This window comes from Microcystis sp. BLCC-F209, from assembly GCF_041928595.1.
GTDB lineage: Bacteria > Cyanobacteriota > Cyanobacteriia > Cyanobacteriales > Microcystaceae > Microcystis.
In genome coordinates, this window is record NZ_JBHFLL010000294.1 from 1 (window position 1) to 21,584 (window position 21,584).

Genomic DNA, 21,584 nt, shown 5'->3' on the forward strand with positions numbered 1-21,584 from the left:
GCTCTTTTGGATTTGGTGGGTAAAATGTATTCTGAGATACAGTCCTGCTGGCGAGGGAGTGGAGGGAACCACTCCAGACACAGAGGACACAAAGATCGATCCTATGTAAGTTAAACTTATCACACAGAACCTAGAAGAGCCACCCGCTTTCTTATCAACTCAGAAACCCGTTTTCTGAGAATATAATGTGCTTAAATTAGATAATTTCTAAGCCATGAGAACGAAACCAGATAAAGATTTACCCCAAGGGACTAAAATCGGCAACAATGCGCGGTTAGAGGCTTGCATAACAGCAGAGCAAAAGCAACTGATGGAGATGGCTGCCTTTTTACGGGGACAGAACTTGACTGAGTTTATGGTGTCAGTTTTGGCTGAGGCAGCTATGCAAACGATCAAAGATAGCCAATTGGTAGAATTAACCGAACGCGATCAATTCACTTTTGTCGAGGCCTTGTTAAATCCCCCCGCTCCCTCCGAGCAAGCTCAAGCAGACGCTCAATGGTACGAGCAAATGATGAATAAATAGTTGCTAGATTTGTGTTAAATTCGGAATCTGTTGATTTTTGTCTAGAAACTCTCGAAAGCCATCACAATCGGGCAGCTTTTAGCTGTGGTAACGAACAACTGGATCGCTACTTGCACGATCTCGCTACCCAAGATAAGAAGCGAAATATTGCCATTCCCTACGTTCTCGTTGACCGAGAACGCGAAAAAATCATGGGCTACTATACTTTATCCATGAGTAGCATCAATCTCGAATCGCTACCCCAAAGTCTTGGTAAAAAGTCGCCTAAATATCCGCTAGTTGGCGTGACTTTAATTGGTAGATTAGCAGTGGATCTTGATTGTCGGGGATCTGGTTGGGGGAAATTGTTGATTATGGATGCTTTATATAGAAGTCTGAGAGTCAGTCAAACAACGGGGTGTTTTGCGGTAGTGGTAGAGGCGGTTGACGATCAAGCAGTGAGATTTTACCAAAGGTTTGACTTTCAAACTTTTCCTGACCAGTCTTATAAGCTGTTCCGTACCATGAAAAACCTTGCTCAGACTTTTAGTTTACCCTGAGATATTGACCAGAAACCCGCTTTCTTAAAGAAAGCGGGTTTCTTAGAAAACGGGTTTCTTTAAGAAACCCGTTTTCTAATCTCTTAAGCCGCTAAACTGAGAATAGCTGCTTGTCTTGACTCTCATTTCTCAGCAAGCTAAAATTGATCAGCCCCCAGGTAACCCGCCCAAGGCTGGTTCTAATCTTAAACTGCGGCTAAATCAGGACAAGGAGAAAAAATCAAAATTCTTAGGTGGGAAATGTGGCCGCATCTGATAACCCAGTGATTATCTATTCCCTCTTTTGCCTCTTCCCTGTTCTAACTGATAACTGGTAACTGAATATGGCTTATTCTCGCATTAAAAAACTAGCAAATTATCTACGTCCCCATTGGCAAATGGTAACTGGGGGGGTAGTTGCTTTGCTTATTGTTAATCTTTTGGGTGTTTACATACCGCTTTTAATCCGGGATAGCATCGATGATTTGAGTAAATCCTTTGACTTCCAAAAAATCATTTATTATGTGATTTTAATTGTCGCTTTAGCCTCGATTATGTGGTTTATCCGCATGATTTCCAGAGTGTTATTATTCGGGATCGGTCGTCAGGTAGAGTTCGATCTTAAACAAAAAATCTTTCAGCATTTATTAACCCTTGAACCAGCCTACTTTTCTCGGCAAACTTCAGGAGATTTAATCAACCGTGCCACTAGCGATGTAGATAATGTGCGTCGTCTGCTGGGTTTTGCTTTGCTCAGTTTGGCTAATACTTTTTTTGCCTATGGGTTAACTTTGCCCGTAATGTTAGCGATTCATATTCCCCTTTCAGTCGCCGCTATTTCTGTCTATCCTTTGATGTTAATTGCCGTGCAGTTATTTAGTGGTCGTCTGCAGCAGCAACAGCAAAAAGTACAGGAAAAACTCTCGCATCTGAGCGATTTAATTCAAGAGGATATGAGTGGTATTACTCTAATTAAAATCTATGCCCAAGAAGCTAACGAGCGCCTAGCATTTAAACAAAGAAATGGCGAATTATTAAAGGCTAATTTAGATTTAGCCCAGACTCGTAATTTTCTTTTTCCCCTGGTCGAAGCTTTAGCCTATGTGAGTTTGTTGGCCTTGCTTTCCCTCGGTACTAGACAAATTATAGCGGGCAATATCACGATTGGGGACTTTATTGCTCTGTTAATTTTGGCCGAAAGATTAGTTTTTCCTACTACTTTATTAGGTTTCACTATTACGGCCTACCAACAGGGAGAAGTGAGTATCGATCGCCTAGAAACTATCCTGTTAGCTGAGGCTAAAATTAAAGACAATGCCGATTGTATTCACTTAAAAAATATTCAAGGAAAAATTACCGCCAAAGCCTTGACTTTTTTCTATCCTGATGCTAAGGAACCCGCATTAAAATCTCTTTCTTTTACCATTAATCCGGGGGAAACGGTAGCGGTCGTCGGTGCGATCGGATCGGGAAAATCTACCCTTGCTAACGCTATTCCCCGTCTTTTAGATATTGCCGAGGGACAGTTATTTATTGATCATCAAGATGTCACTCAAATTGCCCTGGAAGAGCTGCGAAAAGCGATCGCTTATGTTCCCCAAGAAAGTTTTTTATTTAGTACCAGCATCGAAGATAATATCCGTTACGGCGATCCGCTGCTGAATTTTCTGGCAGTGAAATCGGCAGCCAAACAAGCGAGAATTGAGGAGGAAATCGAGAATTTCCCGCAAAAATACAGCACTTTAGTGGGAGAACGTGGGATTACTCTTTCCGGGGGTCAACGTCAACGGGTCTCTTTAGCGCGTGCTTTAGCCATCCAAGCGCCAATTTTAATCCTCGATGATGCTCTATCTAGCGTCGATAATCAAACGGCCACGGCTATTTTGGAAAATCTCAGCCAAGAAAGCCAAAAAACCGTGATTTTTATCTCCCATCAATTATCGGCCGCTGCCACTGCCGATCGCATTTTTGTCATGGATCGCGGAGAAATTGTCCAGATGGGAACCCACGAGGAGTTAATCGCAGTCCCCGGAGTCTATCAAAATCTCTGGCAACAGCAGCAGTTAGAGTCTAAGGTTTTACATTAGCCGATAAAATAGGGAATCTGCTAATTATTACCAGTTAAGTTCTGGACTATCTCAATTACTCCTTAGAACTGTTTAAATGCAGTACAGCAGTTATCTTTTAGCGACAATGAACAAGGATCAACTTTTAACCGAACCTTTTTTACAATTACCCACCGAAACATCAATACAAGTGATTTGGTTTACGGAATTTTTTGGCACTGGTCATCAGGTGCGCTACGGGGAAAAACTAGAGAAAATGTCCCTCGCTCGTACTAGCAAATTAACTAGAGTTAGAGAAGATGCCAAATCGAGAACCCTTGAAGCTTATCAATCTTTAAGCGAGCGAGAAATCTGGCGACATCAGGCCGAAATTACTGATTTAAATCCAGGGGAAAGGATTCCCTATCAAGTCACCAGTTTTCAGGAAAATACAGCGATTAGAAGTGATATTTATACCCTTACCCCAAGACCCAAAAAAGGAACTAATCTCAAAATTCTGCTCACTTCCGATCATCAATTAATGCCCATGACTGCCGCTAATTTACAAAAAGTTAGCGAAACTATTGGACAGGTAGATGCAGTTTTTTTAGCGGGAGATTTAGTTAATATACCCGATCGAGCTTCCGAATGGTTTGATGATAGTCGCGGTGGGGCATTCTTTCCCTGTTTACAAGGTCGTGCTAATTATACTCTTACCAAGAATGGTATTCAGACTCTTTATAAAGGGGGAGAAATTATTCAAAATGCCCCCTTATTTCCTGCTATTGGTAATCATGAAGTTATGGGCAGAATTTCTAATTCCAGAGGTTTAAATGAACAGTTTGAAGATGCTATTCCTCAGTTTATTGCTAAACAACTAGCAGAGGACACAGCAGCAATTAATGAAAAATGGTTAAAAAATAATGCTTTTAACACAGAAACCTACGAAGAAATTTTTTCTTTGCCTCAAAATAAATATTATTCTCTGACCTTTGGTGATATTCGTTTAGTGGTTTTATATGTTACTAATATCTGGAGAAATCCCAATTTAGAACCCAGTACAAGGGGAAGATATTACGAAAATCAAAGAGATTTAGATAGACCAGAACTCTGGGGTTACGGTCAGCATATTTTTGAGCCAATTGCTCAGGGTAGTCCTCAATATCAATGGTTAGAAAAAGAGTTAAATAGTCGAGAATTTCAAGAGGCTAAATATAAGGTAGTTATGTTTCATCATCCTCCCCATACCCTAGGAGGAAATATCGTGCCACCCTACACCGATCCCGTGCCGACCATTGAACAGGATGCCACGGGAAAAGTTAGATCAGTACGTTATGATTATCCCCAAGAAAATGATTATATTATTCGTGATCTAATTCCTTTATTAGAATCAGCCAAGGTTAATTTGGTTTTTTATGGTCATTCTCATTTATGGAATCGTTTTCTTAGTCCTAACGGGATGAATTTTCTCGAATCTTCTAACGTTGGTAATAGTTATGGTGCTTATTTAGGTGATAAAAAACGTCCTGTACCTCTCGATAGAAATTATGCGGCTATCGGTAATCCCAATGGATTACCACCAATTATCCCGAATATTGCCCCTCTAGTGGATTGGGTTAATCAACCTTTACCCTATATTGCCAGTAATGATGTAACGGTTTTTAGCATTTTAGATACAGAAAAAGGAACCGTGAGCAGTTATCGTTTTGATACTCGTTATCCTGACTCCGAGGTAATTAAATTTGATGAATTTGACCTTTTTAGCGTAGGTGAAATATAATAAAATCAAAGAGTGCCGGTTAAATAGATTCTCTTGGGGTTAATTCTATGACTACTGTTACTAGCAATGATATTCAAGAATTGAAAGACTTACTCTCGGCAATGCGACAGGAAAACCGCGAGCAGATGATTTCCCTGCGAGAGGAAAACCGCGAGCAAATAACTTCCCTGCGAGAAGAAACTCGCGAGCAAATAACTTCCCTGCGAGAAGAAAACCGCGAGCAAATAAGTTCCCTGCGAGAAGAAACCTGCGAGCAAATTGATACGCTAAAGGAAGATAATCGCCAACAAATAGAAACCCTGAGAGAAGAAAATAACAAGCAATTTATTAATCTACACAAAGAAATCACGGAAGTGAAAATTATCACGGCTAAAATTGAAGGAACAATTCAATCCCAAGCAGTATTAACCCAAAAAATTCCCGATTTAATCGAGAAAGTTGGGGAATTTAAAAACTGGAAACAAATAGCTATTGTCGCTATCACTGCTTTTACCAGTGCCACAATTACTTGGTTTATTCGAGAAGGAAATTTAAAACCTTAAAGTCTGGTATTTTTCTCAATTCCTAATTGGTGCGGCGCATTTGCAGAATAATCGGTTTCAGGCTTTCTCCGAAAGCGGTTAAAGAATATGCAACTTTAGCAGGCATTTCTGGATAAACTTTTCGGTGAATCAGTCCATCTAATCCTAAATCCGGTTATTAAAGACTGATTATCTATTGCCGCTTTTGCCTCTCCTGATATGTAGCCTATACTCAACAGATTAATTTTAGACGGTGAACGATAAGGGCGCAAACCTTACGCCCTTTACAGAATGATTTTAAACCGATTCCTCTAGCAAAATTGTCTGTTTACCCGACGTTAATAATAACTGGGTTTGCTTAATTTCTCCCTTGTGGTTACGCCATTGAATGTCAACGGGTAAAGCGGTATTAGGGTCAATTTTGCCTAAACCAAAGTGTAATACTGGACTTCTCACACCAGAATGACCATTGCCCCCATCTACCTGCGCCACCAGGTGATTGCCATCAGGTAGAGACACCTTAACCGCTGCGCCAATTGCGGGGATACCCATTTTCCCTTTTTCTGAAGAAGCATTAGGGGAGAGCGCAGGGGTTAAAAGCTCTAATTCCAGAGATTGACTGATATTTGGACTATCATTACGATAAAAATAAGAGGTTTCCCACTGATTTGCTACTACAAAGTCTAAATCCCCATCTCCATCCACATCGGCGGTGGCAATTCCTCTGGTGACAGAGGGATCATCTAAGCTTAATTGCGATGCCAAATCATAGTAACGTCCATCTTTACCCCGCACAAAAAAGGGATTATGTTGATGACCACTTAAATCGTCTCCATCTTGGAAATGAAACCAACTATTGGGGATTTTCAGGACTTGATCATTACTCATGGCTAACTCATGTAATTCCGGCCAACGATTGATGTCACCCTTACGAAATCCCGTAGCTTGCAACGCTTCTAACTCCCCATCATTATCAAAATCGCCGAATTTTGTTTCCCAACTCCAGCCACTACGAGAGACTCCCAAGGGTTCGCTTTTATCGACATAAGGGGCGATTCCTCGGGACATTTTCTCCGTTTCTCCCGTACTGGTAAAGAGAAAATGACTTTCCTCTAGGGCGTATTCCGAAGCAATATTACTCACATAGATGTCTAAGAGTCCATCATGGTTAATATCCCCGAAATCTACCCCCATTCCCTTAAAGCCATCATGACCGAGTACCTTAGAATTAGGTGTCGTTAACCCTTTTTGCCCTTCCAGTAAGGCAAATTGGAGATGTCCTCTGGTAGAACGATTATGTAAGAGGCGATCGGGTCCGAAATCATTGGCAAAATAAATCTCTGGCAATAAATCCCCGTCTAAATCGGCTGTTCCGACGGCCAATGTCCAACCATGAGCAATTTTCTCCTCAAAAGCATCTTGGACTTCCTGATAAGTCACTCCAGTGGTAGAGGCATCGGACCACAAGAAAACTCGATTTTTACCGCCATTATAAGCACGGGTCATCGAATCTTGCATTTTTTCGATTTTCTGAGAATTTATATCCAAAATCTCGGCATTATCTGGGAAGTAATTGCCAATGATTAAGTCTGGGTGTCCGTCCCCATCTAAATCCGAGAAGGTTGCCGCATTGGTGTACCATTTTTCCCTTTTTTGGCTGATTTGCTGCTGGAGATAACCTTGATCTTGCTTGATAAAAGCGATCGGTGTTCGTCCCCAATAATACACCAATAAATCCCTGAGTCCATCTTCATTGAGATCACTGGGAATACATCCCATCGGGGCCATGGTTTGGTCGTTATAGTCAAAATCGGTGACATTCAGGGTGAAGGGCTGATAACGATTGCCCGTACCCGGAACAGGGGAGATAATCACCTGATTGCTTTGGGTTTCTACATGACAGAGATCATTATCCAAGCCATCTCCATCGAGATCCCCCAGGGCAACTGCCGCCCCAACTGCCGAAATCCAGGCCGAATGACGGCTTAAACTGGGATTTGTCGGTCTTTCTACTTGATAGGGTTGATTTTCTAATTCGGGTAAGGGAAAACGAGTAAAGGCAAAGCGAGAAGCGATCGCATCTCTTTCGGCCATTGATAGGGCGGGGAGACGGGAAACAAAGAATAAGACTAAAATTAGCCCCAATGCCAAGATAGACTTGCTATGGCGTCGGATGAATTTTTCCAAACGATTCATGGTTTCAAAGAAGTAACTACATTCAATCTAAGCTTAAGACAGTTTAGGGGATTAAGTGCGAAAATGACTTTGGATGGCTTGTCGCCATTGTTCATAGGCAGGGATTTGGTCGTGGTAATCTAAGCCAATGAGGGTATCATCAGTGATCTTGGCTGTTTCAGTAATAGCCATTCCACACAAAATTTGACAGGCTATTTCGGTATTTTCCGAACAGTTTTCGGCTAGTAAACGTGCTTTTGCCGCAAAAGCTGCTCCCTGGGCTAATTCTGCCCTATAAGGTTCAGCCAGCTGTTTTAGATGTTGAATTTCTTCGGGAGAAACTCCCCCCGCGTAAGTGCAAGCCAAGCCGATCCCACTCCATAAATGGGGTTGAAGCAGCGGGTCGAATTTTTGGATCTGATCGGCAATTTCGGGAATATTTGCCCCTTTCACAAACCAAAGACTGCGCCCTAACCCTTGAGCAAAGACAAGACGCGCATAACCCGATAATTCTTGAGGAGACTTTCTCTCTCGGATATACTTAGGCCAGGCAAAGTATCCCTGATGAAATCCATAGCCGTCAAGGGCTAACCAACCTAATAGAGAATCTGGAAAATGTTGGGCAGAATCTGCTAATTTTTGGAGATAAAAGCGCAAAGAAAAGGGAATACGGGCTAATTGCCATCCTTTCCCTACATAGGCCATGTAAATATGCTTTTTCCCCTCGTTTGCTAAAAAATGCTCAAAGCGATTGCGCTTCCTCAGGGTTAAACAATCTAGCAAAGATAAAGCCATCGCTGCCCCTTCATAAGCAAATCCTCTCAGATTGAGCGTGACACCTTCAAGAAGAGGAAACAAGTCCGTGAGAGAATGAGCCATAATTGCTGCATTATAGCCATAGATAAAAGTTTGCCCGATCGTTTCCAAATATATCTGTTTTTGAGGCTGAACAGCCAGGCCGCCGCTTTGCGGATCACAGATGAATCCACGCTGATTAAAGGTTGCCGCTTGGGGTGAAAGGAGCAACAATCGTTGTGGAAAACGATTTACCTGCCTAGGAGAAAATTTGTGATCAAAATTGACAGCAGGATGCTCGAAGGGTGTGCCTGAGAAATTAGATGCCATTGTTAAAAAAAGTTGACAAAGTTGACAAAGTTGACAACCCTTGATGGGAGGTCTAAGATATGACCTCATGTTACCTTAAACAAAATTGATTTGATATTATAGCAGTTATCTTAATAATGAGGTACGAAGTGGTCGTTTTGGCGAGCCAGTCGATAAAATTAGGTTACACTTCATCCTGAGCAGAAACACTGTAATCTTAAGAATTAATCAATTTTAGGCCGATGAATCCTTATCCCTGTCAACAACCATGGCTAACTTTCGCCTTCAAAATTCCCATTCTTTAAAATATTGGTTTTGGGGTCTTTTAGGAGCTTTTATGGGATTTAGCTTGGGAACAACCGTTATTATCGTCTATTTTAGACCAGAATCATCCTTGAAAGCTTCCCAGTTATCGATTTCCCCGACGGTTTCTCCTGATACTCCCGAAGCTGTTGCTGCCCTTGGTTATCTTGAACCCCAAGGTGGAATTACTCAAATATCAGCCACTGCCTTTTTGGAAGGAAGTAGAGTGGATAAAATACTGGTAAAACAGGGAGAAAAAGTTGAAAAAGGCGAAATTATTGCTATTTTAGATAATAATGCCCGTTTGCGAGCAGCCCTGAAACAAGCTCAAGCAAATCTGGGTTTAGCAGCATCTAAACTCGAAAAAGTGAGAGAAGGGGCAAAAAAAGGCGAAATTATGGCTCAAGATTCCCGTATGCGTCAAAGCAAAGCGGAATTAGAGGGACAAATAATGAGGCAAAAAGCAGCGATCTCTAGTTTGGAATCGGAACTTGAAGGGGAAAAACTAGGACAAAAAGCTACCGTTGAAAGAATTAAAGCAGAATTGAATAATTCTCTCACAGATTGTCAACGTTATCAATCTTTATACCGTAATGGTGCAGTTTCTCAAGGGGAAAAAGAGCGATTTTGTTTAGAGGCGACAACTACAGAAAAAAGACTCCAAGAAGCTGAGGCTAACTTGCAACGCATTACGAATACTTTAGAACAAAAAATTCAGGAAGCTAGAGCCAATCTACAACGAACTCTTAAGACTTTAGAACAACAAATTCAAGAAAACCAAGCTATGCTAAGTGCAGTGACGGAAATTCGTCCTGTTGATCTTCAAATTGCTCAAGATGAAGTAATGACAGCTAAGGCTAATGTAGAACGCGCTCAGGCAGAATTAGAATTATCCTATGTGCGTGCGCCCCATGCAGGAAGAATTTTAAAAATTCATACTTTCCCTGGAGAATTAGTGAAAAATGAAGGGATTTTAGATTTGGGAAACATTCAAAAAATGTATGTGACATCAGAAGTGTATGAAACCGATATTAGTCGAGTTAAATTAGGTCAATCTGTAACGATAAAAACTGATAAAATGCTCGGAGATTTAAAGGGAACCGTGGAAGAAATAGGTTGGAAAGTGGGACGACAAGATGTTTTAGGAACCGATCCTGTTGTCGATACAGATGCTAGAGTCGTAGAGGTAAAAATTAGCTTAGATCATCTCTCTAGTGCTAAAGTTAATCGGTTAACTAACTTAAAAGTTAATGTTATCATTCACCCTAACTAAATAAGTCATTCATAAGATGAATATTCCCACCGCTTGGTTACAATTAGCTCATAAAAAAACTCGTTTAATTGTTGCACTGTCTGGTATTATTTTTTCGACTGTAATTATTTTTATGCAGTTGGGAATTCGAGATGCTTTATTTGAGAGTGCTGTTCATTTACATAATAGTTTAGAAGGTGATGCTTTCCTGATTAGTCCTCGTTCTACATCCTTAATTGCCATGGAAAGTTTTAGTGAGCGAAGACTATTACAAACCTTATCCTTTAATGAAGTGGAATTAGTCAGTCCAATCTATGTAGGCTATGCTCAATGGAAAAATCCTGATACAAAAAACTATTGGCGTAATATTTTTGTAATTGGAATTGATTTAAGATATCAAGCATTTAAGGCAGTGGGAATCAAAGAAAATTGGCAAAAATTAAAGCTAAAATATACCACCTTATTTGACCAAAATTCTCGTAGTGAGTTTGGAAATATTGCCGAAGATTTCCAGAAGGGTAAAACTATTATTACCGAGGTGGGAAATTCTGGTAATAATCGAAAAATAGAAGTGGTTGGTCTCTTTGAATTAGGTACATCTTTTGGTTCAGATGGTAACTTATTAATGAGCTACCCTAACTTTTTAAGAATATTTCAGAATCGTTCATCTCGGTTCATTGATATTGGCTTAATTAAGTTTCAACCAGATATTGATCGGCAATCCTTACTCAAAAAGTTAAAGAAATATTTGCCGAAAGATGTCAAAATATTAAGCAAGCAAGAGTTTATTAACTTTGAAAAAAATTATTGGGCAACCAGTACAGCTATTGGTTTTATTTTTAATTTGGGGGTATTTTTAGGATTAGTGGTGGGGATTGTGGTTGTTTATCAAATTCTTTATACCAATGTTACAGAACACTTAGCAGAATATGCAACTCTAAAAGCAATGGGATATCACAATCGTTATCTTCTGTGGCTTGTCTTGCAGCAAGCTCTGATTATTGCAGTATTGGGTTATATTCCTGGCTTTTTATTAGGGATGATTCAGTATTATTTTACCCAAAAATCTACTTTACTTCCCATTGAAATGACCCCTACTAGAGCAATATTCGTCTTTGGCTTAACCTTGCTCATGTCCTTGATTGCTGGAGCCACGGCTATTAATAAGCTCCAATATGCCGATCCTGCCGATATTTTTTAGAGGATGTTTGAAAAGGTTTACGGGTACTGTGGTCATCTAGGCAAGCCGCCTCAACAGGAGTCGGCTCATACTGGGATAAATGAAAGCTACGGAAGTTTCGGGTTAAGCTCATTTAAACCACTAATTGTCTATAACCAGTCTAGGAGAGTCATTTTTTATCGGTTATTTTTATCTCACATTCCTAGAATTATCCTTTAGCTCGCGATGTGATATTTCTCTAAAGCTAATTTCAGTTGAGCGGGAATTGGAGTGGGTCTGGTTTCACCATCCTCTCGTCGCATACAGGCCGTCTGTTGTTCCCCTTTTGCCACTAATTCTTCACCTTCATCAGTCACTCGCCAATATTCAAATAACATGGTAATTCGGTTTTGTTTAATCTCTCCTAAACGCATCCGAATAATAACATGATCAAAGGCAAATAATTCGGACAGATACTCACAGGATACTCGAACCGTTACTAAGGCTAATCCTTGGCATAATTCTGTGATAATATCTGGGGCATTATCTTTGAGAAACATTTCTCGACAACGACCTTGCCATTGCACATAATTGGCATAATAAACATTACCGACTAAGTTAGTTTCTTGAAAACTGACAATGTGATGATATTCGTAGGCTTTCATCATGATTATTTAGCGATTTTTCGAGATTAACAACGGTTTTAAAAGAACGCTATTGACAATTGACCAATTTTGTCAGCTGCTTGTCCTCTACACATTTGCAATCATACCAGTCAATCAGAATAGTTATGCTCTCAACTGCGATGGCAAATTCTACTCAAATATGTCTGAACCGCGCTCTGGGTAGGCAAACCATATAAAGTTCATTTTGTCAAGGATTGTTAAGATGCGCTTACCCTGAGGGGCATAAAGTAGGAATTTTAAGATGATCATAGGTTATCCTGATAATGGTAAACTAAACACAAGTTTTTTATTTTCTGATTATACCTCATGAATCAACCGTTAACTCGTTTTTCTCAAGAATGGTGGTCTGCCTATCAAACGACATGGAACGAACAAGAAAACTTAGGTAAAAAGTTCACTAAATTGGGAAAAGTAATTCTTTGGTTTAGTGATCATCAGGGAGTTTCTGTTTGTTCAGAATGGGATGATCAGGGTCAGATTGTTAGTTTAGAACTGATTGAGGAAATGGATGAATCTTTACCGATTTTTTCAGCGACTAGAGAGAATTGGGAACGATTTGTTAATCAAGAAATTGGTGCAGTTAAAGCGGTAATGACAGGGTTAATTGATTATCGAGGATCGATGACGATTATTGTTAAATATGGTCGTCACTTTGATTGTTTAGCAGAAGTAGCTCAAAAAGTCAATTAATTATTTTATTTTGACTTTGTATTCCAGTCTGTATTATTTGCCAAAATCCTAGTCACTAATGAATGAAGAAAAGGTAAATCTTGCTTAACAGTATCCCAAACCACGTCTAATTTAACAGAAAAATATTGATGAGTTACTTTATCTCTCATTTTGGCGATATCTTGCCAAGGAACTTGAGGATATTGTTGTCTAATATCCTCAGGAATTTTCTTAACAGCTTCGCCGATAATTTGAATGGCTCTGGTAACGGCAAAAATCGTCTTTTTATCTTGACAAAAATCATCAAAATCCATTCCCTCTGTGAATGCAATCGCTAAACCAATTGCTTCTTCCATATCTCTTAAATAATCTTCACTATATCGCTCAATCATAAATAAATAACCTCTGAGAGAATTTGCTCGCCAATTTTCGGTTTAAGACTATCTTTCATGACTAAATCAACTTGAACGCCTAACAAATCACTAAGATAGTTTTCTAGGCGACAAAAGGTCAATAAACCAAAGTGATATCCTGATTCAAATTCCACTAATATATCAAGGTCGCTGTCTGGTGTTGCTTCTCCCCTAACATAAGAGCCAAAGATTCCTAGTGTTTGAATATGGTACTGTTTCTTTAAATAGGAATTTTGCTTTTTTAAGCAAGTTTTAATATTTTCTAGGTTAGTCATTTTAAGAATTAGGTAATTTTTAAGCACTCACTATTAGAATAACCTTTATTATACAAGAATTGTTGATATAATTAGTGAACTTCTGGCAGAACGTAGGTTGGGTTGAAGCATGAAACCCAACGCCTATTAAAATAACCTTTATTATACAAAAATTGTTGATATAATTAATGAACTTCTGGCAGTTTCGAGAGAAATTTTTTGATCAGTTTACCAAGTTTGGTCATGTTTCGATTATAGCCATCCCTTAAGGAAATAGGGTGAGCAGAACCCACCCTAAGTTAAGTTTATTGGCGTTTCCTGCAAAGTTGGGTTAATCCCAGTCCACCAATAGCAAAAAGTCCTAAGGAAGAAGTATCACTATTTTCGCAGGGGATAGGAGTAGGGTTAGAATTGTCCATTGTTTTTAAAAGATTAGGATATTATTTATTATATAGCAATTAGGTGGGAAAGGCATGGCTGAGGTGACAGCTAATTACGACAAAACATGGAAAGAAGCGATTAGCACTTATTTGGCAGAGTTTTTAAGCTTCTTTTATCCCAATATTTATCAAGAAATTGACTGGAATCAAACCCCTATTTCCCTTGATAAAGAATTAGAACAAATTACGGCAGCTGCGGAAACTGAGCAACGCTATGCTGATAAATTATTGAAAGTTTGGTTATTAGATAATCAGGAAATCTGGCTTTTAATTCATATTGAAGTCCAAAGTCAATATGATCTAAAATTCCCTCAACGAATGTTTATTTATAATTATCGAGCCTTTGATTTGTACCATAAACCTGTTATTAGTTTAGCTATTTTAGGGGATGAAAGTAGGTCTTGGCGACCTGATTTTTATCAATATGGGTTAGGGGGAAGTCAAGTGAGAGTCGATTTTTTAATGGTCAAATTATTGGATTATCAATGGGAAGACTTAGAACAAAGTGAGAATATTTGGGCTATAATAGTCATGGCACACCTAAAAACTAAGGCTACGACTAATAATCTCAGGGAGCGTGAACAATGGAAGTGGAACTTAGTCAGAGGTTTATATCAAAGGGGATTAACCAAGTTTGAGATTATCAATCTAGGGAAATTCATTGATAAAATGATGACCTTACCCCCGCAACTTCAACTTAACTTTAAAACAAAACTCAGTCAATACGAGGAGGAAAACAAAATGCCTTTTTTAAGCACCATAGAAGAAATGGCTCTCGAAGAAGGAGCTAAATTAACTAACCAAAAACATATCATTTTGGTTTTACAAAGTCGTTTTGGGGAGATTCCTAATTCCCTGATTGAAACGATTAACCAAATTGAGGATGTGTCTGTCTTAGAGGGTCTTTTTGTCCCCAGTATTACTATTAATTCATTGGAGGAATTTCAACATTTAGTTAATGACTCTTTATCTTAATTAATACGAGGAGGAGAGCAATCATGCCTTTTTTAAGGACTAGAGACAACTTTTCAGCACAATTAACTAGAAGAATAGGGTAAATACTCATTTACCCCCATTTTCTTAATACTTTCTTTGACTTGGACTCAAATTTAAACTAATCTCCCCTCATTCATAGGTGGAAAACGATGATAATACATGGCAATCATCATGGGAATTAGAACCATTAAGTTATAGAAAAGATGTAGTTCTAACCGAGGAAACCAAATTTGTCCAATACTAATAGGAACGCGAGAATCCCATAAGTTTTGACCAATAATTGCCTGTCCTAAGAGTAAAGCGTGTTCAAAATGATGATAGAATTGTAATCCTAAAGCCAAATCCCACCAAAGACGAGCTTTTCCATGAAAAGAAGGACGAAAAATAGCTAACCCTAATAACATAAAAAGAGCGTGTCCATAGTGTAGCCATTCCGAGCGCATTAACCAAGGTTTCCAGAGTCCTAATAACCCTAAACATTCTGGTCTCGGCCATCCTAAACCCCACAATTGATAAGCTTGAATAATATGTTCTGAGATGTGGGCAATAGTCACTATCATAAAGATTTGCATCCCCAATTTATGCCAGCGTCCATTCATCGTATAAACGAAAGAACGGATGATATTTGAAATCAGTTGAATAGGGTTTCTTTGGTTGGGAATTTGTCGAACTGTAGTCATGATTTGGTTCTCCTGTGGTTTAAAAAAGGGTAAAACTGGATAAGTTTTATCAGAAAACCTTTGCTGGTTCTGTCTGAAGTAAGTCCGATTTTTTCTGAACTGTTTGGACAAATATTGCCAAGATGAAAGCTGTCTTGATTTCTCGGAAAGAAACAGGTAAAGTGATGATTAAATCCTTTCCTGAAGATAACCACAAAATAGGGGATAAAGGGGTTAATTGTTGAGAGAAAGACGATAAAGTTAACGGGATATCGAGACTCAAACCCGCTTTCTTAATACTTTCTTTAGCAGACCAAATGCGAGTCGCTGCCATATTAAAATCCTCATGATTCTCTTGACTAATTACCTCCGCTAAATTAAAGGAATTTTCCCCCAATAAATCGCGCCACATCTGCACATCACGGGGGATAATCGGTTCCAGATCGCATCCTGACGCACCCTTAAGCACAAGGGTTAAATCTTCCGCATGAGACACCGAAACCGCCTCGTTATCGCTTAATTCGGGCTTGCCATCCCCCCGACGCTGAATTACACTAGGGGATGAGGTTAACATCCCTAAACTGCGATCGCTTCTGACTCGTCTTTCTACCGTTGCATCCCGATCGAGAATTAAAGTTAAATCGACATTAGGCATCACCTCCTTAATCTTTCGTTCTAAATAACAGGGTAAAAGGGCTGGAATCCAGGGATCTTGAGGATTTCTGTGTTTAATCACCTTTAATTCCAATCCTTGCCACACTTCTAAGAGATTGCCATCGTCATCCAATACCTCAAGATCATAGACAAAGGTATCTCCTTGATGCAGTCTTTCTTTGGCTGAAACAAACTGATTTTCGCCTAAATTGACAGAATATACCGTTAAGCGTTCTATGCCAGTGGGTAAAATAGTGGCATGGGGAACACAAGCTTGTAAAGCATGGATAACGGCATCTCTTGCCCCTGCATCGCCTAAAATCAGGGATTGAGGTAAATAACGACTAAACCAAGCAGTTTTTGGCTCAATCTTAATTTCTGCAATACATTCGGTTGCTTTGAGATGAGAATAACCCTTAATTCGTTGAAATCTTGCTTTATGGAACAATAAATGACCATATAAGTCCTTATCTGGATTAATTTGAGGGTTATTTTTTCCTTCTTTAAGGGGGACAGGGGGAATCAATGGGCGACAGTCTGGCGCCCCCACAGAAGAATGGCTGATGATGGCTTCAAAATGATCGATACTAAACCCTGTATTGGCACAGCGAATAACGGCCTTAACCTTTCCAGAATCGGTGATTAAGGTAGCAATTTGTATCTTTAAGGGTTGATCGGCAGAAACCACGATCGGACGGTTAAATTTAACCGATTCAAACCTTAATCCTCCAGTTTCCCCCTTGTTAAGGGGGACGGAAGGGGTATCTTGGTTTTCCCCCTTGTTAAGGGTTTGATCCTCCTTCCTTGCTAAGGTGGGGAGTAATGCAGTGGCTACTTGCGCGATCGCTTCTAACCCCAGGACACCGGGGAAAATGTATTCTCCTTGATAAACATGATCTTGTAAATAAGGATCATTGTCTAAGGATAATTCTGCTTCAGTAATCAGTTCAATTCCCGTGTAATGAACTTTCTTTGTCTCTAAAAAGCGTAAAAAAGATAATTCTTGCGGTTTTAAGCTTAAAGTCGGCGGTTCACCAAAACGCCCGGCGATGATGACAGAGGCAGTGGGTAGGGATTGATTTAAAAGTAAATGTAAGTATTTAATGCCAATATCGGGAGAAATAGGGGTAATACCTTCATTTCTTAGCTTTTCAACTGTTCCTAAACGTTCTCCCATGCCAATACCGGACCAAACCGACCATTCTAGGTTTAAACAGCGACAATTAGGGTATTTTCGACTAAATTCCCCTACAATATTCCCTAACCATTCATTGGCTAACCCATAGTCTGCTTCTCCTTTCAATCCAGTTTCGGCAATAATTGAACCGAAGGTGATTAAATAGTTGAGAGAATCGGGGTTAATTCCCGTTAAGATATGTTGCAAACCCTTGACTTTTGGGGCTAAAGTTGCTATAAAATCTTCTGGTTCGAGATGTTGAATTAATTTCGGTGTATTAACCCCTGCACCGTGTAAAATTCCCGTAATTTCTCCTAAATTTGTCTTAATTTCGGCGATAGTTTGCTGAACTGACTCAGCATCACTGACATCACAAGAATAATAATGAACTTGGATGTTTGCAGACTTCATTCTTGCTAAATTTTCGGCTAATTCTCGGTTATCTTCAGGTTGAGAACGTCCTAAAATCGCTAAGGTGGCTTTATTTTCTTTAGCTAAGGATAAGGCACATTCTGAGGCAATACCTCTCCCTCCCCCCGTCACCAAAAGAAGCTCCTTGATTTTGCTTTTATTTGACCTTTTTAGGGCTTTTTTCTGCTTAGGGTTATCGGTATCTTTTTCTAACCCTAACAAGTTTAATTGACGAACAAACCGTTTTCCGTTTTCATCATAATAAACTTCTGTATAGCTATCGGTTGCAGTGATTTCTGAGAGAATGATATTAACTGCATTGGGATGATGAAAAGGAATATCAATCACACAGGTGGGAATTTGACGATTTTCTAGATAAAAAGTTCTCGCAAAGGACGCATATCCTCCTCCTTGTTGAATCAAAATCAAGGGTTTTTTCTCTTTTATAGATAATTTTGCTCCTTTTAAAAGCAAACCAATTTCTGATTCATCAGGATAGGGTTTTAAACAAATAATGATCCCTTTTTCCTGCTCATGCTTTAAGGTGGGTTGTAAAACAGATAAGTTAGGCAATAAAGGATGATCAGCATGGGCGATAATATGCCAATTTCCTGCTTTTTCTCGATTTATTTGCTTTTTATCTGATTTAATTAACGGTTTTTCGATTAATTCAACCGTAAACGCACGCACCCAATTATCAACACCCATCGGGATTGATTCTTGAGGAATTTGGGGATTATTTTTGCCTAATTCTTCTAAAGCTGCTGCTAGATCCTGAATAGTTGCATTGGCATAATCTGTCGGTGAATGGGGAGGAGATAAGTCTAACTGACGCGCTGCTTCGATCACTAATTGACTGACACTGATAGAATTAAGGTGCAGATCCGCCAACAAGCGATGATGATTTTCAATGGTTTCTAGGGGTAATTCTGTTTTTTGTGCCAGCAATTGACGAATAACTTCAATTTTTGAGGTTTCAGGTTTGAGGTTTGAGGTTTCAGGTTTGAGTTTTTGGCTATGATTAGGTAATAAAAGATCAATATTCTCTACTTTTGCCTGTTGACTTTTGCCTTTTGCCTTAATCTCACATGGATTGGCAATAAAATGGGGTTGATAGTCTAAATTAAAGGGACGACTAAATCTATCTTCAAATAACCCTTGATAGTTAACCTTGACACCATTAACAAACATCACTGCAACCGTTTTCAATAACCCTTGTAAAGACTCACTGCTGCTATCGAGAGAAATTACGGGAATATCCGTTATATCTGCCACTAAACGGCTTAATATCGAACCGGAACCCACTTCAATGAATAAATCAACCTCTTTCTCTGCTGACTTGACTGCATCGATGAAGCGCACCGGTGAGGTGATTTGTTCTAACAAAAGCGAGCGCCAGTCGGTATTTAATGGCAATTTTTCGCCCGTTACGGTAGAAATAACCGTTTTTTCCAGGGAATTTAAGGGATAAGTTTGTAAATAATCTTCTAAGGGTTGCACGGCCGGGGCCACTAGGGGAGAATGGAAAGCGTGGGAGACAGGCAAATAAACGGTTTTAATGCCTTTATTTTGGGCTTTTTCAACAACATCTTTAATCCCTAAGGCCTCTCCTGAGATTATTGTCTGATAGGGTGAATTTAATCCCGCAATCTCAACGATACGTCCATTTAATAAACTTTTAACCGTTTCTGCATCGGCGTTAATGCTGGCCATTCTACCTGTTGGGTGGCCCAGTTGTGCCATTGCTTGACCGCGAATTTTAGCTAGATTAATTAATTGAGTCTTATCATAGGCATTTGCCCAAAATAAAGCGCATAATTCCCCTAAACTGTGTCCTATGGCTAAATCTGCTTTAATATTTAAGTTTTCTAAGAGTTGTAACCCCCCTAGGCAAGCCGTAATGATCGCCGGTTGAGCAATATTCGTGACCGTGTTATCCTTACCCTTGGCTAACTGAGCCTTGTTATATAATTGTTTAATCACAGGAAAACGTCTTTCCCAGAGTCCCCCATGAAGATAAACTGGTGCGGATTGCCCCGGAAAGAGAAAACCTATTTTATTGATCTGTTTTTCGTTATTGGTAAAGATATTATCTAAATTTTGACCGGGGGGGATCAACGAGTGCAAGCCTTGCGCTCCTACAAGGTGATTGGTTAAGCTATCGGGGGAAGATGCAATAATGGCCAGACGATAGGGTAAATGAGGATTTACCTTTTTCGCTAATTCAACGGCAAGATCCGTCATTTCTGACTGGGATATGCGAGGAACAATATTTAATAACCGATTAACCTGTGCTTGTAAGTCTTCTTGACTATTTGCACTCAATAGGAATAACTCCACATCTTGGGGAGAATGGATTAATTTTTGTTCCTGTGGCGTTAAAGTGTGACGACGAATCTGACTTAATCCCTCGATGATAATATGACTGTTAATGCCCCCAAAACCCATGGCACTCACTGCTGCCCGTAAAGGTAAGGAATTTGGCCAGATTTGCCCCTCTTTTAATACCTGTAACCTTGCCTTGTCTTCGGTTAACCGAGCCTGAGGGCGATCGCATCCCGTCACCGGTGGTAAAATTTGACGATGAACCGCCATAGTCGCCTTAATTAACCCTGCTATCCCTGCCGCCGCCTTAGTATGGCCAATATTCGCTTTAATTGAACCAATAACGGCTTTATTTACCGTATCTGGATGAATACGAGATAAGACTTCTAATTCGGTTCCATCACCCACCGCCGTTCCCGTACCATGGCCTTCAAAATAAGCTATAGTATCTCCCGTAAATTCAGCCCGTTTATAGGCGCGATTTAAAGCCAATAACTGTCCTTCCACTTCTGGGCGAGTAATTCCCCCTTTGCCATCGGAAGAAATCCCCCAACCCTGAATAACAGCATAAATCCGTTTATTTTGGGCTAGGGCATCCTCATGACGCATTAACACCAGAAAACCGCATCCTTCCCCCGGAATAAACCCATTAGACCCTTGATCATACACTTTCATCTCCCCAGAGGCTAAGGCCCCCGTTTTGGCAAAACCCACCAACTCAAAAGGGTCCATACTAATATCCACACCCCCGACTAAAGCGATATCTAAATCTTCAGCTACTAAAGCCGAACAACCATTCGCTACTGCCAGTAAAGAGGAACTACAAGCCCCATCGACGATATATCCGCCCCCTTTTAAGTCAAAATAATTACAAATTCTCCCCGCTATCGTATTCGCAAGATTTCCCGCTAAAGACTCCTCTCCAATCGGTTCAAAGGGTTCTTTAAAGCGATTTTCTAATTCATTTAAGAAAATTTGCCGTTCTTTGTCCGATAATCCTTGTTTTAATAATTGTTCTTCTACCCTATGACGCACATAGGGCCAACGCAATCTTAGGGTATTAGCCCGCGATAACTCGCCTGTGAGGGTATTTCCCAGTAAAACCCCGGTTGTTTCTTTATTTAACCCCTTTCCGCCGGGAAATCCCGCATCATTCAACGCCTGAGACGCAATATCTAACGCTAACCAGTGGGCTAAATCAGCCGAACGAAAGGTACTCCCCACCACTTTATAAGCAATGCGATCGAATTCATAGCCCTCAATAACGGCAGCTTGAGTCGAATAAATGACATCGGGGGCGCTTTTATCGGGAGAATAGTAGTCACTTAACGATAATCGCTCTGAGGGAAAGCGACGAAATGCCCGACGCTGAGACAGGACATTTTCCCATAATTCCTGTGGAGAATCGGCATCAGGATAAAGACAAGCCATGCCAACAATAGCAATTTGAGGAGAAGCTTTCATAGTCAATGACCAGGAGAATGTTACTGTAGGGGCGTAAGACTTACGCCCTTTTC

16 protein-coding genes and 1 pseudogene are annotated in these 21,584 nt (G+C 40.0%); 9 read left to right on the plus strand and 8 right to left on the minus strand.

Features of this window, described 5'->3' with window-relative positions; translation table 11 throughout:
- Window positions 1-214: 214 nt before the first annotated feature.
- The 5 genes from ACE1AQ_RS18805 (at window position 215) to ACE1AQ_RS18825 (ending at window position 5,411) form a co-directional block, all read left to right on the plus strand.
- Window positions 215-526 (plus strand): DUF1778 domain-containing protein, encoded by a 312-nt coding sequence (locus tag ACE1AQ_RS18805; RefSeq protein ID WP_002790954.1) that lies wholly within the window; start codon window positions 215-217, stop codon window positions 524-526.
- A gap of 11 nt (window positions 527-537) precedes the next feature.
- Window positions 538-1,065 (plus strand): GNAT family N-acetyltransferase, encoded by a 528-nt coding sequence (locus tag ACE1AQ_RS18810; protein ID WP_106909056.1) that lies wholly within the window; start codon window positions 538-540, stop codon window positions 1,063-1,065.
- Window positions 1,066-1,388: 323 nt separating this feature from the next.
- Window positions 1,389-3,131, plus strand: coding sequence for an ABC transporter ATP-binding protein (locus ACE1AQ_RS18815; protein ID WP_106909055.1), 1,743 nt, complete (start codon window positions 1,389-1,391; stop codon window positions 3,129-3,131).
- A gap of 76 nt (window positions 3,132-3,207) precedes the next feature.
- Window positions 3,208-4,869 carry a metallophosphoesterase family protein gene (locus tag ACE1AQ_RS18820; RefSeq protein WP_149978039.1) on the plus strand — a complete coding sequence of 554 codons (1,662 nt, stop codon included), beginning with the start codon at window positions 3,208-3,210 and terminating at the stop codon, window positions 4,867-4,869.
- A 47-nt stretch (window positions 4,870-4,916) separates the two neighbouring features.
- Window positions 4,917-5,411 (plus strand): hypothetical protein, encoded by a 495-nt coding sequence (locus ACE1AQ_RS18825; RefSeq protein WP_008205958.1) that lies wholly within the window; start codon window positions 4,917-4,919, stop codon window positions 5,409-5,411.
- A gap of 22 nt (window positions 5,412-5,433) precedes the next feature.
- Here ACE1AQ_RS18825 and ACE1AQ_RS18830 read toward each other — a convergent pair.
- The 3 genes and pseudogenes from ACE1AQ_RS18830 to ACE1AQ_RS18840 form a co-directional block, all read right to left on the minus strand.
- A pseudogene (locus ACE1AQ_RS18830) lies at window positions 5,434-5,547 on the minus strand (winged helix-turn-helix transcriptional regulator); the annotation flags it as partial.
- Between the two features lie 140 nt (window positions 5,548-5,687).
- Window positions 5,688-7,586, minus strand: coding sequence for a CRTAC1 family protein (locus tag ACE1AQ_RS18835; protein ID WP_008205961.1), 1,899 nt, complete (start codon window positions 7,584-7,586; stop codon window positions 5,688-5,690).
- 51 nt (window positions 7,587-7,637) lie between these two features.
- Window positions 7,638-8,690 carry a DUF1702 family protein gene (locus ACE1AQ_RS18840; protein WP_039900514.1) on the minus strand — a complete coding sequence of 351 codons (1,053 nt, stop codon included), beginning with the start codon at window positions 8,688-8,690 and terminating at the stop codon, window positions 7,638-7,640.
- A 247-nt stretch (window positions 8,691-8,937) separates the two neighbouring features.
- Here ACE1AQ_RS18840 and ACE1AQ_RS18845 point away from each other — a divergent pair, with 247 nt between their 5' ends.
- On the plus strand, window positions 8,938-10,245 hold the full coding sequence (locus tag ACE1AQ_RS18845) for an ABC exporter membrane fusion protein (protein WP_008205965.1): 1,308 nt from the start codon (window positions 8,938-8,940) through the stop codon (window positions 10,243-10,245).
- A 16-nt stretch (window positions 10,246-10,261) separates the two neighbouring features.
- Complete coding sequence (gene devC, locus ACE1AQ_RS18850; RefSeq protein WP_008205967.1) at window positions 10,262-11,425, plus strand: ABC transporter permease DevC; 1,164 nt, start codon at window positions 10,262-10,264, stop codon at window positions 11,423-11,425.
- Between the two features lie 194 nt (window positions 11,426-11,619).
- On the opposite strand, the gene ACE1AQ_RS18855 is transcribed toward devC, so the two are convergent.
- Window positions 11,620-12,051, minus strand: a complete 432-nt coding sequence (locus ACE1AQ_RS18855; protein WP_008205969.1) for a thioesterase family protein — start codon at window positions 12,049-12,051, stop codon at window positions 11,620-11,622.
- Window positions 12,052-12,375: 324 nt separating this feature from the next.
- On the opposite strand from ACE1AQ_RS18855, the gene ACE1AQ_RS18860 reads away from it, so the two are divergent.
- On the plus strand, window positions 12,376-12,759 hold the full coding sequence (locus tag ACE1AQ_RS18860) for a hypothetical protein (RefSeq protein ID WP_002762579.1): 384 nt from the start codon (window positions 12,376-12,378) through the stop codon (window positions 12,757-12,759).
- Window positions 12,760-12,764: 5 nt separating this feature from the next.
- On the opposite strand, the gene ACE1AQ_RS18865 is transcribed toward ACE1AQ_RS18860, so the two are convergent.
- Window positions 12,765-13,130 (minus strand): DUF86 domain-containing protein, encoded by a 366-nt coding sequence (locus tag ACE1AQ_RS18865; protein ID WP_149985832.1) that lies wholly within the window; start codon window positions 13,128-13,130, stop codon window positions 12,765-12,767.
- Window positions 13,127-13,426: a nucleotidyltransferase family protein gene (locus tag ACE1AQ_RS18870; protein ID WP_149985833.1), complete on the minus strand. Its 300-nt coding sequence runs from the start codon at window positions 13,424-13,426 to the stop codon at window positions 13,127-13,129. Before ACE1AQ_RS18870 ends, ACE1AQ_RS18865 begins: the two co-directional genes overlap by 4 nt.
- Window positions 13,427-13,878: 452 nt before the next feature.
- Between ACE1AQ_RS18870 and ACE1AQ_RS18875 the strand changes: the two genes are divergently transcribed.
- Window positions 13,879-14,820 carry a hypothetical protein gene (locus ACE1AQ_RS18875; protein ID WP_374809001.1) on the plus strand — a complete coding sequence of 314 codons (942 nt, stop codon included), beginning with the start codon at window positions 13,879-13,881 and terminating at the stop codon, window positions 14,818-14,820.
- A 134-nt stretch (window positions 14,821-14,954) separates the two neighbouring features.
- Here ACE1AQ_RS18875 and ACE1AQ_RS18880 read toward each other — a convergent pair whose 3' ends face one another.
- Complete coding sequence (locus ACE1AQ_RS18880; RefSeq protein WP_374809003.1) at window positions 14,955-15,521, minus strand: hypothetical protein; 567 nt, start codon at window positions 15,519-15,521, stop codon at window positions 14,955-14,957.
- Between the two features lie 49 nt (window positions 15,522-15,570).
- Entirely contained in the window at window positions 15,571-21,531 is a 5,961-nt protein-coding gene (locus tag ACE1AQ_RS18885; protein WP_374809004.1) for an SDR family NAD(P)-dependent oxidoreductase, read from the minus strand.
- Window positions 21,532-21,584 lie beyond the last annotated feature (53 nt).

Coding starts and splice junctions, on each gene's coding strand:
- ACE1AQ_RS18805 (WP_002790954.1), top strand. CDS start 215: ATGAGAACGAAACCAGATAAAGATTTACCCCAAGGGACTAAAATCGGC.
- ACE1AQ_RS18815 (WP_106909055.1), top strand. CDS start 1,389: ATGGCTTATTCTCGCATTAAAAAACTAGCAAATTATCTACGTCCCCAT.
- ACE1AQ_RS18820 (WP_149978039.1), top strand. CDS start 3,208: ATGCAGTACAGCAGTTATCTTTTAGCGACAATGAACAAGGATCAACTT.
- ACE1AQ_RS18825 (WP_008205958.1), top strand. CDS start 4,917: ATGACTACTGTTACTAGCAATGATATTCAAGAATTGAAAGACTTACTC.
- ACE1AQ_RS18835 (WP_008205961.1), bottom strand. CDS start 7,586: ATGAATCGTTTGGAAAAATTCATCCGACGCCATAGCAAGTCTATCTTG.
- ACE1AQ_RS18840 (WP_039900514.1), bottom strand. CDS start 8,690: ATGGCATCTAATTTCTCAGGCACACCCTTCGAGCATCCTGCTGTCAAT.
- ACE1AQ_RS18845 (WP_008205965.1), top strand. CDS start 8,938: ATGGCTAACTTTCGCCTTCAAAATTCCCATTCTTTAAAATATTGGTTT.
- devC (WP_008205967.1), top strand. CDS start 10,262: ATGAATATTCCCACCGCTTGGTTACAATTAGCTCATAAAAAAACTCGT.
- ACE1AQ_RS18855 (WP_008205969.1), bottom strand. CDS start 12,051: ATGATGAAAGCCTACGAATATCATCACATTGTCAGTTTTCAAGAAACT.
- ACE1AQ_RS18860 (WP_002762579.1), top strand. CDS start 12,376: ATGAATCAACCGTTAACTCGTTTTTCTCAAGAATGGTGGTCTGCCTAT.
- ACE1AQ_RS18865 (WP_149985832.1), bottom strand. CDS start 13,130: ATGATTGAGCGATATAGTGAAGATTATTTAAGAGATATGGAAGAAGCA.
- ACE1AQ_RS18870 (WP_149985833.1), bottom strand. CDS start 13,426: ATGACTAACCTAGAAAATATTAAAACTTGCTTAAAAAAGCAAAATTCC.
- ACE1AQ_RS18875 (WP_374809001.1), top strand. CDS start 13,879: ATGGCTGAGGTGACAGCTAATTACGACAAAACATGGAAAGAAGCGATT.
- ACE1AQ_RS18880 (WP_374809003.1), bottom strand. CDS start 15,521: ATGACTACAGTTCGACAAATTCCCAACCAAAGAAACCCTATTCAACTG.
- ACE1AQ_RS18885 (WP_374809004.1), bottom strand. CDS start 21,531: ATGAAAGCTTCTCCTCAAATTGCTATTGTTGGCATGGCTTGTCTTTAT.